This window comes from Caulobacter sp. UC70_42, from assembly GCF_044056025.1.
Taxonomy (GTDB): domain Bacteria; phylum Pseudomonadota; class Alphaproteobacteria; order Caulobacterales; family Caulobacteraceae; genus Caulobacter.
In genome coordinates this window covers 4,323,351-4,334,793 of record NZ_CP171994.1, presented here as the reverse complement: position 1 = coordinate 4,334,793, position 11,443 = coordinate 4,323,351, and the positions used below count along the sequence as shown (strand labels likewise).

15 protein-coding genes are annotated in these 11,443 nt (G+C 67.8%); 8 read left to right on the top strand and 7 right to left on the bottom strand.

Going from position 1 to position 11,443, the window contains the following annotated elements:
- Positions 1-67: 67 nt before the first annotated feature.
- Both ACHMW8_RS21670 and ACHMW8_RS21665 read right to left on the bottom strand, forming a co-directional pair.
- Complete coding sequence (locus tag ACHMW8_RS21670; protein ID WP_062099975.1) at positions 68-328, bottom strand: hypothetical protein; 261 nt, start codon at positions 326-328, stop codon at positions 68-70.
- Positions 329-412: 84 nt separating this feature from the next.
- A complete protein-coding gene (locus tag ACHMW8_RS21665; protein WP_096033048.1) occupies positions 413-859 on the bottom strand; it encodes a hypothetical protein in 447 nt (148 codons plus the stop codon).
- An 84-nt stretch (positions 860-943) separates the two neighbouring features.
- Here ACHMW8_RS21665 and ACHMW8_RS21660 point away from each other — a divergent pair, with 84 nt between their 5' ends.
- The 8 genes from ACHMW8_RS21660 to ACHMW8_RS21625 all read left to right on the top strand — a co-directional run bounded on the left by ACHMW8_RS21660 (position 944) and on the right by ACHMW8_RS21625 (position 7,711).
- A complete protein-coding gene (locus ACHMW8_RS21660) occupies positions 944-1,402 on the top strand; it encodes a DUF305 domain-containing protein (protein ID WP_062099973.1) in 459 nt (152 codons plus the stop codon).
- Between the two features lie 328 nt (positions 1,403-1,730).
- Complete coding sequence (locus ACHMW8_RS21655) at positions 1,731-1,904, top strand: hypothetical protein (protein ID WP_164512727.1); 174 nt, start codon at positions 1,731-1,733, stop codon at positions 1,902-1,904.
- Complete coding sequence (locus ACHMW8_RS21650) at positions 1,904-2,344, top strand: periplasmic heavy metal sensor (protein WP_062099971.1); 441 nt, start codon at positions 1,904-1,906, stop codon at positions 2,342-2,344. Before ACHMW8_RS21655 ends, ACHMW8_RS21650 begins: the two co-directional genes overlap by 1 nt.
- Positions 2,341-2,913 (top strand): RNA polymerase sigma factor, encoded by a 573-nt coding sequence (locus ACHMW8_RS21645; RefSeq protein ID WP_062099970.1) that lies wholly within the window; start codon positions 2,341-2,343, stop codon positions 2,911-2,913. Before ACHMW8_RS21650 ends, ACHMW8_RS21645 begins: the two co-directional genes overlap by 4 nt.
- Positions 2,914-3,028: 115 nt before the next feature.
- Positions 3,029-4,909 (top strand): copper resistance system multicopper oxidase, encoded by a 1,881-nt coding sequence (locus ACHMW8_RS21640; protein ID WP_062099969.1) that lies wholly within the window; start codon positions 3,029-3,031, stop codon positions 4,907-4,909.
- Positions 4,906-6,177: a copper resistance protein B gene (locus tag ACHMW8_RS21635; RefSeq protein ID WP_062099968.1), complete on the top strand. Its 1,272-nt coding sequence runs from the start codon at positions 4,906-4,908 to the stop codon at positions 6,175-6,177. Before ACHMW8_RS21640 ends, ACHMW8_RS21635 begins: the two co-directional genes overlap by 4 nt.
- A 34-nt stretch (positions 6,178-6,211) precedes the next feature.
- Complete coding sequence (locus ACHMW8_RS21630) at positions 6,212-6,550, top strand: copper-binding protein (RefSeq protein ID WP_231737598.1); 339 nt, start codon at positions 6,212-6,214, stop codon at positions 6,548-6,550.
- 57 nt (positions 6,551-6,607) lie between these two features.
- The gene (locus ACHMW8_RS21625) at positions 6,608-7,711 is read left to right on the top strand and encodes an acyltransferase (RefSeq protein ID WP_062099967.1); all 1,104 of its coding nucleotides are present in this window, start codon (positions 6,608-6,610) and stop codon (positions 7,709-7,711) included.
- Positions 7,712-7,738: 27 nt separating this feature from the next.
- Here ACHMW8_RS21625 and ACHMW8_RS21620 read toward each other — a convergent pair whose 3' ends face one another.
- The 5 genes from ACHMW8_RS21620 to ACHMW8_RS21600 form a co-directional block, all read right to left on the bottom strand.
- Positions 7,739-8,245: a cation transporter gene (locus ACHMW8_RS21620; protein WP_197425318.1), complete on the bottom strand. Its 507-nt coding sequence runs from the start codon at positions 8,243-8,245 to the stop codon at positions 7,739-7,741.
- Positions 8,246-8,563: 318 nt separating this feature from the next.
- Positions 8,564-9,493, bottom strand: a complete 930-nt coding sequence (gene copD / locus ACHMW8_RS21615) for a copper homeostasis membrane protein CopD (RefSeq protein ID WP_062099966.1) — start codon at positions 9,491-9,493, stop codon at positions 8,564-8,566.
- Between the two features lie 2 nt (positions 9,494-9,495).
- Positions 9,496-9,855, bottom strand: coding sequence for a copper homeostasis periplasmic binding protein CopC (gene copC / locus ACHMW8_RS21610; protein WP_395443753.1), 360 nt, complete (start codon positions 9,853-9,855; stop codon positions 9,496-9,498).
- Positions 9,856-9,971: 116 nt separating this feature from the next.
- On the bottom strand, positions 9,972-10,724 hold the full coding sequence (gene hutC / locus ACHMW8_RS21605) for a histidine utilization repressor (RefSeq protein WP_062099964.1): 753 nt from the start codon (positions 10,722-10,724) through the stop codon (positions 9,972-9,974).
- On the bottom strand, positions 10,724-11,440 hold the full coding sequence (locus tag ACHMW8_RS21600) for a PepSY domain-containing protein (RefSeq protein WP_062099963.1): 717 nt from the start codon (positions 11,438-11,440) through the stop codon (positions 10,724-10,726). The genes hutC and ACHMW8_RS21600 overlap by 1 nt, the downstream gene beginning before the upstream one ends.
- Positions 11,441-11,443 lie beyond the last annotated feature (3 nt).

Genomic DNA, 11,443 nt, shown 5'->3' with positions numbered 1-11,443 from the left:
GTATTTGCGATGTCGAGGAAAGGACGCGTCGACGGCGGACCGCCAACGCGTCCCGGACGTCAGGTCGTTAGGCCGACTTGTCCATGCAGTGTTCCCGCATGGCCGAACCGCCCTTCATCATCGGGCAGTCGCACGGCGCTTGAGCCATGTCCGTCGCGCGCGGGACCTGGATCGTCCGACGGAACACGTCGTGCGGGTTCGGTGACGGCGGGGCGACGCGCAGGACGTAGTCCTTGGCGGGCGCCGGCATGTCGGCGGCCTGAGCCGCAGCGGCCAGGGTGAGCGACAGCGCGCCAGCGCCGATCGCCAGGATCATCTTGGAGGTCATCGACCTTCTCCATACCGATTGAAAGCCCGTCCAAGGCGCGACGGGCGAGCGCTGGTCATGGGCGTCCGACGTGCGGACGCGCGTTCAGGCCAGGCTTATCGGTGGGATGAAGGGAGGCGACGGATCGAGGCCGTCATGGTCGCGCTCTGCGATCTGGAAGGAGACGTCGGCGAAGTGGGCGATGGCAGCGAAAGCCAAGGTGGCGGGCGGGGGGATCGCCGCCGTGCCGCAACCCATCTTGCCGATGCAATCGGGCGTCATTTTCTTGCAGGGCGCGGGGGCCGGTGTCTTGGCCGGCGTCTGGGCCTTGCCGACGTCCATGGCCATGGGCGCCTCGCCCATGCCCGGCATGTCGGCGCAGTCCATCATCGACAGGGGCGCCGCCGCGGGCGGTGCGTCTGGCGTCATCGGCATGGCGCGCACGCTGGTCTGGCCGACGAAGCCGGCCAGGGCCAAGACCATAAGGATGAGGCGCGCGATGCTCCACATGGTGTTCTGAATACGCCGGCTGGCGGTCAAACAAAAGAGCATGGCCACGCTTAAGGGGCTGAGGGAAGCGCTCGCGCGCGCCGTATCCCGAAGATCCCTCAAACCGCGCCTGACGGAGCGACGCCTATGGATCATTCCCACGACAAGCATGGACCCTATCTTCGCCTGGCGGTGATGACCGTCCTGTCATTCATCGCCATGTACATCCTGATGTACGCCATGGTCGACAAGGCCTCGAGCATCCACCCCAGCCTAAACCAGGCCTACATGGCCGGGCTGATGACCGCACCGATGATCGTCCTGGAACTGGCCCTGATGGGGATGATGTATCCAAAGGCCGGCCTCAACCGGGCCCTGATCGCCACCAGCCTGGCGATCGGGATTTTGTGTTTTGCCGCTATTCGCCAGCAATGGCTGATCGGCGACCGCGAGTTCCTGCGCTCGATGATCCCTCACCATTCCGGCGCGATCCTGATGTGCGGCAAGGCCCCGATCCGCGATCCGGAAATCCGCACCCTTTGCGCCGGCATCATCGAGGGCCAGAAGAAGGAGATCGACCAGATGAGCACCATGCTGGCCCGCTGAACCGACGGTCTCCAGGGTTTGACGCCGCGGATCGAGGGCGCGCCCCCTCGGTCCGCCGCGCTACCGCCCGAGCGATCCCCCCCTACGGACAAGACAACTGCGCGCCCCATTTGTCGCTAAGATGCTAGGTCACGGCGCCAAAGGGTCCTTAAGTGAGGGGGACCGCGCGCCGCTTGCGTATAGTGAGACTTCAAGGTCAGGGGATCGACCCATGAGCGATGAGCTCGATCAAATGTTGGAGGTGCTGAGGCGATCGCCGACAGCATCGTTGCATGGCCTCGAAGGCCAGATCTGGGCGCGCATCGATAGCGCCCGGGACGCTCGCCGAATGTCCAGCGCGCTTCTGCCCGTGCGCGCGGCCTGCGTGATCGCCGCCTTGGGTGTTGGCCTGGCGGGGGGCACCTTCACCGCCGTGGCGGCCGCGCGCGAGCCGGCGGAAATCTCGGCCTTCTCGGTGGACGCACACCTGGCGCCCTCGACCCTGCTGGGCGGCGGTCGCTGATGCTCAAGATCACCCGTGGCCTGATCCTCACCGTCATCCTGGCGTTCCTGGCCGGCGCGGCCGGGGCCTGGATCGGTTCCTGCGGTCTGCTGCCCACGCGCCGCCCGGTCTCGCTGCACGAGATGGTCCACCACGAACTGAAGCTGTCAGCGGACCAGGACCGCCAGCTCGACGTGCTCGAGCAGGATTTTTCAGTGCGTCGCAAGGCTCGCGAAGCCGAGCTGAGGGCCGCCAACGCCCAGCTGGCTGCCGCCATCCAGGAACGGCACGAATATTCGCCTGAGGTCCAGGCCGCCGTTGAACGCTTCCACGCCGCCATGGGCGCCCTGCAACTGGAAACCGTCCAGCACGTTCTGGCGATGCGTAAGGTGCTGACTCCCGAGCAGGCGGAGAAGTTCGATCGCCGCGTCACCCAGGCTCTCACGAACGAAGCGCCGTGACCGAAGGGCTCGGCGAAGCGGAGGACGCCGTCCTCGCGCGGCGGGCCGCGGCTGGCGACGAGCCGGCATTCAGCCAGCTGATGCGCCGCCACAAAGGAACGTTGCACGCCTTTGCCCGCCGTCACGTCGGCGACCAGGAAGCCGCACGCGATGTCGTTCAGGACAGTTTCGTGGCCGCCTGGAAGGCGCTCGACCGCTACGATCCGGCTCGGCCGTTTTCGACCTGGCTGCGGGCCATCGCCCTCAACAAATGCCGCGACCATGGCCGCCGCCTGGTCGTGCGCCGCTTGATCCTGGGCGAACGCTCGATCGATGCGCCCGGTACGCCCGACTATGCCGACGAGGGGCTGGATCCCGAGGCACAAACCGAACGCGCCCAGCAACTGTCGCGGCTGGAAGCGGCGATTTCCCGCCTGCCGGTTCAGCTCAAGGAGCCGCTGATCCTGACCTATCTGGAAGGCTACTCCCAACAGGAAGCCGCCGACCTCCTGGGCGTCAGCGCCAAGACCATCGAGACCCGGGCCTATCGGGCGCGCAAGCGCCTGGCCGAATGGATTGCGCCGGGCTGATACTTTTTCGACGCGCCGGTGAGGGCCGAGCCCCCGCGCTGCGTAATCCCCGTCAAGACCGCGCCACAGCCCCTTCGGGCTTCTCCGGCGGCGGACCTTCGACCAAAGGGTTATCATGCTTCGATCCGATGCGGCTCTAGACCGCCGTCGCTTACTTCAGGGCCTGTGCCTGCTGGGCGGCGGGGCCGCGCTTTCCGGGCTGCTGCCCAGCTGGGCTAAGGCGGCTGAAGCCGGTCGCTCGCCCCCCGCGCTCTCGGGTTCGGAAATCAAGCTGACGATCGGCCACACGCCGTTCCGGGTGGATGGCGTCGAAGGCCATGCCGTCACCATCAACGGCACCGTGCCCGGCCCGCTGATCCGTCTGAAGGAGGGCCAGCGCGTCAAGCTTTCGGTGCAGAACACCCTGGACGAGGAGACCTCGATCCACTGGCACGGCCTGCTGGTGCCTTTCGAGATGGACGGCGTGCCTGGCGTGAGCTTCCCGGGCATCAAGCCGGGCGAGACCTTCACCTACGAGTTCACGGTCAAGCAGTCGGGCACCTACTGGTATCACAGTCACTCGGGTCTGCAGGAACAGATGGGTCACTATGGGCCGATCATCATTGATCCGGCCGGCGAGGATCCGATCACCTTCGATCGCGAGCACGTGGTGGTGCTGTCCGATCACAGCCGCCTGCACCCCCACACCATCTTCAAGAAGATGAAGCAGCAGAGTGGGGCCTTCAACTATCAGCGCCAGACCGTGGCGGGCCTGCTAGCCGGCCGCGACCAGACCTTCGCCGAGCGGAGGGAGTGGGCCAAGATGCTGATGGACCCCACCGACATCTCCGACGTCACCGCCGCGGCCTACACCTTCCTGATCAACGGCCACGGCCCCAAGGACAACTGGACGGCCCTGTTCTCGCCCGGCGAGCGCGTGCGGCTGCGGTTCATCAACGCCGCGGCCCAGTCGGTCTTCAACGTTCGCATCCCGGGCCTGCGCATGACCGTGGTGGCCGCCGATGGCCTGCCGGTGCGACCGGTCGAGATCGATGAGTTCCAGATCGGCAACGCCGAGACCTACGACGTCATCGTTCAGCCGCGCGAGGACAAGGCCTTCACCATCGTCTCGGAGTCGGTCGACCGTTCGGGCCTGGGGCGCGCCACCCTGGCGCCGCGCCTGGGCATGAGCGCCGAGGTTCCGCCGCTGCGGAGCCGTCCATTGGCCAACATGCGCGACATGGGCATGGACATGGGGTCCATGGACATGGGCGGCATGAAGATGGACGGCATGGACATGGGCGGCAAGGCGATGCCGGGCATGGACATGAGCGGCATGGATCACGCGGCCATGGGCCACGGCGCCATGCCGGCGGTCAAGCCCGCGCCGGGCATGGCGGCGCCGCGCGTGCGCGGCTCCGACGCGATGGGCGACATGTCGGGCATGGGCGGCATGGACATGTCGATGCGCAACCCGCTGAACGCGCCGGGGGTCAAGCTCGGCCCCGGCGTGCAGACGATCTCGCCGATGCCGGCCGATCGCACCGGTGAGCCGGGCCAGGGCCTGGAAAGCGTCGGGCACCGGGTGCTGGTCTATCAGGACCTTGTCGCCCTGGAGCCCAACCCTGACACCCGCGCGCCCAGCCGATCGATGGAAATCCACCTGACCGGCAACATGGAACGGTTCATGTGGGGTTTCGACGGGCGCAAGTTCAGCGAAGGGCCGCCGCCCTACACCTTCCGCAACGGCGAGCGCGTGCGCGTCACCCTGGTGAACGACACCATGATGGCCCACCCCATTCACCTGCACGGTCACTTCTTCGAGCTGACCTTCGGGCCACGCGGCTACCTGCCGCGCAAGCACACCGTGATCGTCCTGCCGGGCGGCAAGGTCAGCTTCGACTTCACCGCCGAAACCGGTGACTGGGCCTTCCACTGCCACATGCTCTACCACATGCACGCCGGGATGTTTCAGGTCTTCAGCGTGCGCGACGCCCAAGGGGAGGCCGCGCGATGAAGGTTTCGGTTCTGGCTCTTCTGCCCGTTCTCTGGGCTGGCCCGGTGCTGGCCCAGCAAGGCGGCCACGACATGTCGACCATGGGCGGCATGAAGATGGACGATATGAAGCCGGCCGCTTCGGCGCCGGTCGCCAAGAAGAAGGCCCCCGCCAAGAAAGCCGCGCCGGTCGCCAAGAAAAGGGCGCCGGCCAAGAAGCCGGCCGCCAAGGCGGCCGACCCTCATGCCGGGCACGACATGTCCGGGATGAGCGGCATGAGCGGCATGGCCCCCGCCGCGCCGGCGGCCAAGCCGGCCGATCCGCACGCTGGCCATGACATGTCGGGCATGGGCGACATGAAGATGGACGCGGCCAAGCCCGCCGCCGCCCCGATGGCCGGCCACGACATGTCGACCATGGGCGACATGAAGATGGACGGTATGGCGCCGGCCGACGCCAAGCCCGGCGCGGCGATGGCGATGCCCGCTGGCCATGACATGTCCGCGATGAGCGGCGGGCAGGGCGGCATGGAGATGGGCGCGCCTCCGGTCGCCGAGCACGAGACGCCCCCGCCGCCCCCGCCGGTCGATTACCTGGCCGACAAGGTCTTCGATCCGGGCGCGATGGTCCGGGCGCGCAAGGTGCTGGCCGGTGAACACGGCGGCGCCCAGGTCTCGCAGGTGATGGCCAGCATCCTGGAGCGCCAGGTTCGCTCCGGCGCGGACGGTTATCGCTGGGAAGGCGAGGCCTGGTTCGGCGGCGACATCAATCGCTTCGTCGTCAAGACCGAGGGTGAAGGCGACCGCAAGGGCGTCGACGCTGGCGAAGTACAGCTTCTCTATTCACGCGCCATGGCGCCCTATACCGACCTGCAGTTCGGCCTGCGCCAGGATGTGGAGCCCAAGTCGCGCACCTATCTGACGGCCGGCTTCCAGACCCTGCTGCCCTATTGGGTGGAGGCCAGCGGCGCGGTCTTCCTGTCCAACAAGGGAAACCTGCTGGCGCGGGTCGAAGGCGCCTACGATCTGCGCTTGACCCAGCGCTTGCTGCTGCAGCCTCGCGCCGAGCTCAACTTCGCCGCCCAGAACATCCCCGAAACCGAAACGGGTTCGGGTCTGTCGACGGCCGAGCTGGGGCTTCGCCTGCGCTACGAAATCCGCCGCGAGTTCGCGCCCTATATCGGCGTCTCCTACGAGCGCTCGGTCGGCAAGACCGCCGATCTGGCGCGCGCGGCCGGACGCGACGTCAGCGACACCAGCTTCGTCGTCGGCCTGCGGGCCTGGTTCTAGGCCCTTCTTCTTTGCCCCTCTCAAGGAGACTCCCATGAAACGCATGATGTCCTTGCTCGCCTTCGCCGCCCTGGCCGCGAGCGTGCAACCCGCCGGCGCCCAGATGGCCGGCATGAGCGACCAGCATGCCGGTCACGGCGACCACGCCATGCCGGCCGCCGCGCCGGTCGAAGCCACCGGCGTGATCCGCGCCATCGACGCCAAGGCCGCCAGCGTCACTCTGGCCCACGAAGCCATCCCAGCGCTGAAGTGGCCGGCCATGACCATGGCCTTCAAGGTCTCCGACCCGGCCCTGCTCAAGGGGATGGCTGTCGGGACCAAGGTCCGCTTCCAGCTGCAGGGCAAGACCATCGTCGGCCTGAAGGCGCTCTAGTCGCCGCCACGGGGCCGGCGATCAACGCCGGCCCCGTCACGATTCTCGGGGGGGGTCATGTATCCAACGGACATCCGTCCGCTCACGTCGCTACGGATCTGCGCGGCGCTCTGGGTGCTCGTCTATCATTTTCGCGATCACCTGACGCTGGGCCTGGATCGCTACGGCCTGATCGCCAAGGGCTATTTGGGCGTCGATCTCTTCTTCATCCTCTCGGGCTTCATCCTCAGCCACGTCTATACCCGGGCGGTGGCCGAGAAGCGCTTCAAGTACGGCTCCTTCCTGTGGGCGCGCCTGGCTCGGGTCTATCCGGTCCATCTGGTCACGCTGGCCGCCACCTTGGCCATCTGGATGCTGGCCGTGAAACTGGGGGCGACCTTCGACCCCGTGGCGTTCGACCTGCGATCCTTGCCCCAACACCTGCTGCTGATCCATGCCTGGGGCACGACGCCCACCGTGCAGTGGAACTTCCCCTCCTGGTCGATCTCGGCCGAGTGGTTCGCTTATCTGGGCTTTCCACTGGCGGCGATGGCGTCGCTGGCCCTGCGCGCGCGACCGCGCTTGCTGGTGGGCCTGGCGCTGCTGCTGTTCGCCGCGATGTTCCTGAGCGCCAAGCGCCATGGCGTGCTCTTCACCGACATGACCGCCCAGATCGGCGCGATCCGGATCATCCCCAGCTTCCTGATGGGGGCTGCGCTGCATCGCCTCGGATCCTCGGTGACCTTGCCGGCCGGCTGGGCAGGGCCAGGGGCGCTGATCGCCACGGCCTGGATCGTGGTGGCCGCCACCCTGCGCCTGAGCGATCTCTACATCTGGCCGGCCCTGGCGCTCGTCATCTTCTGTCTGGCCGAGACCGCCAAGCAAGGTCGCGCCGGGCTGATGACCGCGCCGGCGATGGTCTATCTGGGCGAGGTGTCCTACGCGGTCTACATGACCCACCTGCCGGTCGACATCGCCTATTTCCACGCCCTGGTTCGCGTGGCTCCCAATCTCTCCGGCATCGGCGCGTTCGTGGGTTGGCTTGGCGTCTTTGTCGTCTGCCTGGCGGTGTCGGTGGCGGCCTATCATCTGGTCGAGCGACCGGCGCGCGACTGGCTGCGCGCCCACGATCCCTTCGCGCGGCGTCCGCTGCCCGAGCCGCGGCGAGAGCCGCTAATCTGATCGTCGCCAGACGGCCGGGCCGCGACCCTAGGGTTGGGCGCCGGCCGTGTCCTTCTCGCCCTTGGCCGCGGCCAGGACTTCGCGCGCCGCATCGATGTTCATCGCCGCGATGCCCAGGCCAACGACAATATCGGGCCAGGGCGAGCGCGTGAGGGCTGTCGCGCCGCCAGCGGCGATGATCGCCACATTGGCGATGGTGTCATTGCGCGCCGACAGGAAGGCGGCCTTGGCCAGGCTTCCGGCATGGTGGCGATGGCGGGCCAACAGGAAAGCGCAGAAGAGATTGATCGCCAGCGCGCCCGCTCCCGTCAGCGACAGCAGGTCCGCGGCGGGCGTGACCGGCGCGCCGAGCTTGCGCCACAGCGTCCATAGAAACGCCAGGGCCGGAGCCAGGATGATCAGCGCCAGCAGGCGCCCGAGCCGGGCGCGGTTGGCGATCGACCAGCCCAGACCGATGAAGATCAGCAGATTGACGGCGGCGTCCTCGAAGAAGTCGACCGCGTCGGCCAGCAGCGAGGCCGACTGGATCCGCATGGCCACCGCGAACTAAACGCCGAAATAGGCCAGGTTGAGCGCCGCGACGATCAGGACGGCGCGCGCCAACGGGCTTGAAATCTTCATGGACTTTCCCCGATGTTGAACAGGCTCAAGGCCGCCCGAAGGCGGCCTTGATGACGACGGCCTGCACGCCGCCTGGTAGGGTCTGGCCTAGTCGCGTCAAGCGCCCTGGTCCGATCGGATCGGCAGGGCGCCCACGCGGGAGAGCGAAGGATCGCCGAGGGACGTCTTAAGGGGTGACGACGTCCCTCGGCGTCCCGGCGTGACTGCCCGGCGTCGCCGGGGGACGGGCGCCTACTGGGACACGATGGGCGCAAGGCGCCCCAGCCAGGCTACCAGCGCCAAGACAGTCAGCGCCGCGCCGGCCTCAATCACGAGGCTGCGCTTGAGTTCGGCCACCGCCGCTGGCGCCCGTTCCGGAGCCTCCAGCGCCGCATTGAGCGCCGGGGTGAGCCGGAAGCGGTTGGCCGCAGCCAGGAGCAGCATGGCTCCGAACGCCGCCAGCTTCACCAGCAAAAGACGACCGTAAAGGGTCGAGAACAGGCCGCCCAACCCGTCCGGACCGACCAGGAACCAGCTGTTGACCAGCCCCGTGGCCAGGAGGACGGCGACCAGACCCGAGCCGATGCCGGAGAAGCCGGCCAGAGCCACGTGAAAGGCCGTGAGCTGGTCGCGGTCGGGTTCACCCCGACGTGCGGCCAGGCCGATGAAGAAGGCGATGGCGCCGATCCAGATGGCCGCGGCCACCAGATGCAGGATATCGGCGACCAGATGGAGCAGGGCGCCGGACCCTTCGGTGGCCGCCCCATGGCCCATCCAGGCGAAGCTGGCGGTGGCGATCGCGCCCAGAAGGGCGGCGACGAACCAGGAAGCCGCGCCGGGCCGCAGCGTCAGAAGGATCAGGGCGGCCAGCAAGGCGACGACCGCGCGGATGGCCGAGGAGGGACCCATGGCCATGTCGGTCAGCACCGAGCTGAGCGTCTGCAAGTTCAGGGCGTCGGCCAGCGAACCGGCGACGACCGCGGTCTGGGCGATCAGGCCCATCACCGTCGTCAGCAGCAGGGCGACGGCCGACCCACACAGGATGCGTCGGGGCCAGCCCAGCGTTGCAGCGCTGGAGGGCCCCTGAGCGGGGAGTGCGTAGAGCGCAAAAGCCGCGCCGCCCATTAGGACGAAGCCCGCCGTATATTGCGCCCACCGCAGCAGGACGACCGCCGTTTCCATGCTTACTTCACCGTGAAGGCGACGACGCCGTCCATGCGGTGACCATCTTCACCGGCGGCGGCGCGCCAGGTGATCTTGTAGCCGCCCGGCATCAGCTTGCCCTGCGGCGTGCCGCTGATCGACTTGCGATCCTTGGAGACGGTGGTCTTTACCGGCACCTTCATGCCGTCGGCCATGGCCAGCTCGAAGCTCGAAAAGGCCGGAGCCAGCTTCTCGTTGAAGGTCAGGGTGATGGTCTTGGGCGCGGCGACGGTGGCGGCGGCGGTCGGGTTCGACGACACCAGCTTGGCGTGAGCGCTGGCTTGGCCGGCGGCCAGGGCCGAGACGGCCATGACGGTGAGGAGGAGAGCGCGAACTTTCATGGAATCCAGTCCTAGAGAGGAGGTTGCGTAAGGCCATACGCGGCCCCGGCTTCGGCCCCTCGTCCCGGTTCTGGCTTTTTTGTCGCAGGAACCGGATCGCGCCGGCTCGGGTCCTATCAGGGCAGGGGCGCGGTCGGCGTGAAGCGGGCGACCAGATCGAAGGCGTCGCCGGGGAAGAGCAGGCTGACATGGGTGACACCCGCGCCCAGACGCCAGGTACGGCGGTCCAGGCGTAGGCACGCACCGGCCTGATCGGTCTCGAGCGCTTGGGCCACGGCCTTGGTCGGGCGCACGGCGCTGATGCGATGTTCGGCCTCGGTCCAGGGCACGGTGCGCAGCAGCCAGGTGCCCGGCGGCATGAGTGAGAACTCCACCCCTTGCGCCTCGGGCACGGCGTCCAGGCTGATCAGGCGCTCCTCCAGGGCGAAGGGGCGCTCGTTGGCGCTGTGCAGGCAGCGCAGTAGCAGAACCTCGCAGGTCTCGGGCAGGTCGAACTCGAGGGCTTCGCGCCGGGTGACGGGCCGCGTGCGGCGACTGAGCAGCCGATAGGCGTAGGTCTGGCCCCGGGCGCGCACCTCGGCCTGGATGTCGGGAATGTTGAGCACCGCCGAATGGATCCTGGGTCGCGAGACGAAGCTGCCCATCCGCTTGCGGCGGATGATGAGGCCGCCATCGACCAGCTTGGACAACGCCTTGCTGACGGTCATCCGCGAGCAGCCGTAGCGCCGCATCAGCTCGTGTTCAGCCGGGATGCGGTGACCCGGCGGCCAGGCGCCCGAGACGATCTTGTCGGCGATGTCGGCCTTGATGCGCCCGTGCAGGCTTTCGCCCGGCGGACCAAGGGCCGGAGCGCTGTCAGGGGCCGCCATCAGCGGCCCCGCAGTTTATCGATGGGATCCAGGACATAGGCGAAGTCCTGCCGGCGGAAGCTGCGGACCAGCAGGATGAAACCGCTCAAGGCCAGCCAGACGCAGCCGGTCGCCACGGTGACGATCAGGGGATGGTTGAACCCCGCGCCGTTGGGATAATCCATGATGTGGATCATCCAGAAGAGGTTCCAGGTCCGCGTGGTGTCATTGACCCGGTGATGGATGGCGCCGGTGCGGGGATCGACAAACAAGGTCGTGTGATCAGGATCGGCGAAGGCCACGCGCCAGACCGGCAGGGTCACGCCGCGGACCTCGCCGCTGACCTTCTCGACCTTCTCGACCGACGCCACCGCGCCCGAACCGGCGTAGCCGGCTTGCGCAAGGGCCTGGGCGCGCGGGGCGTCGATCGTCACCGGCGCGCCCGTGGCCGCGTCGAACAGGCGAAGATCCAGCGGCGTCTCGACCTCATAGACATAGTGCTCGCCGAGCGGGCGCAACCGCGCGCGCAGGATGGGCGCGTCCAGCGACTGGGCCAGGCTGGCCAGCCGGATGGGCGACAGCGGCTGAGACAGCGCGGGCGGGGCGCGTTCGCTGTCCTCGGCGGCGACCTTCTTGGCGTCCAGCATGGCCATCATGGCCCCGCTGATTGACCAGAGCAGGAACTGCAGGCCCAGGATCAGGCCAAACCACTTGTGCAGGGTGCGGATCAGGAACACGAG

Coding starts and splice junctions, on each gene's coding strand:
- ACHMW8_RS21660 (WP_062099973.1), top strand. CDS start 944: ATGGATCATTCCCACGACAAGCATGGACCCTATCTTCGCCTGGCGGTG.
- copD (WP_062099966.1), bottom strand. CDS start 9,493: ATGGAAACGGCGGTCGTCCTGCTGCGGTGGGCGCAATATACGGCGGGC.
- copC (WP_395443753.1), bottom strand. CDS start 9,855: ATGAAAGTTCGCGCTCTCCTCCTCACCGTCATGGCCGTCTCGGCCCTG.
- ACHMW8_RS21635 (WP_062099968.1), top strand. CDS start 4,906: ATGAAGGTTTCGGTTCTGGCTCTTCTGCCCGTTCTCTGGGCTGGCCCG.
- ACHMW8_RS21670 (WP_062099975.1), bottom strand. CDS start 328: ATGACCTCCAAGATGATCCTGGCGATCGGCGCTGGCGCGCTGTCGCTC.
- ACHMW8_RS21640 (WP_062099969.1), top strand. CDS start 3,029: ATGCTTCGATCCGATGCGGCTCTAGACCGCCGTCGCTTACTTCAGGGC.
- ACHMW8_RS21650 (WP_062099971.1), top strand. CDS start 1,904: ATGCTCAAGATCACCCGTGGCCTGATCCTCACCGTCATCCTGGCGTTC.
- ACHMW8_RS21630 (WP_231737598.1), top strand. CDS start 6,212: ATGAAACGCATGATGTCCTTGCTCGCCTTCGCCGCCCTGGCCGCGAGC.
- ACHMW8_RS21620 (WP_197425318.1), bottom strand. CDS start 8,245: ATGCGGATCCAGTCGGCCTCGCTGCTGGCCGACGCGGTCGACTTCTTC.
- ACHMW8_RS21625 (WP_062099967.1), top strand. CDS start 6,608: ATGTATCCAACGGACATCCGTCCGCTCACGTCGCTACGGATCTGCGCG.
- ACHMW8_RS21665 (WP_096033048.1), bottom strand. CDS start 859: ATGCTCTTTTGTTTGACCGCCAGCCGGCGTATTCAGAACACCATGTGG.
- ACHMW8_RS21655 (WP_164512727.1), top strand. CDS start 1,731: ATGTCCAGCGCGCTTCTGCCCGTGCGCGCGGCCTGCGTGATCGCCGCC.
- hutC (WP_062099964.1), bottom strand. CDS start 10,724: ATGGCGGCCCCTGACAGCGCTCCGGCCCTTGGTCCGCCGGGCGAAAGC.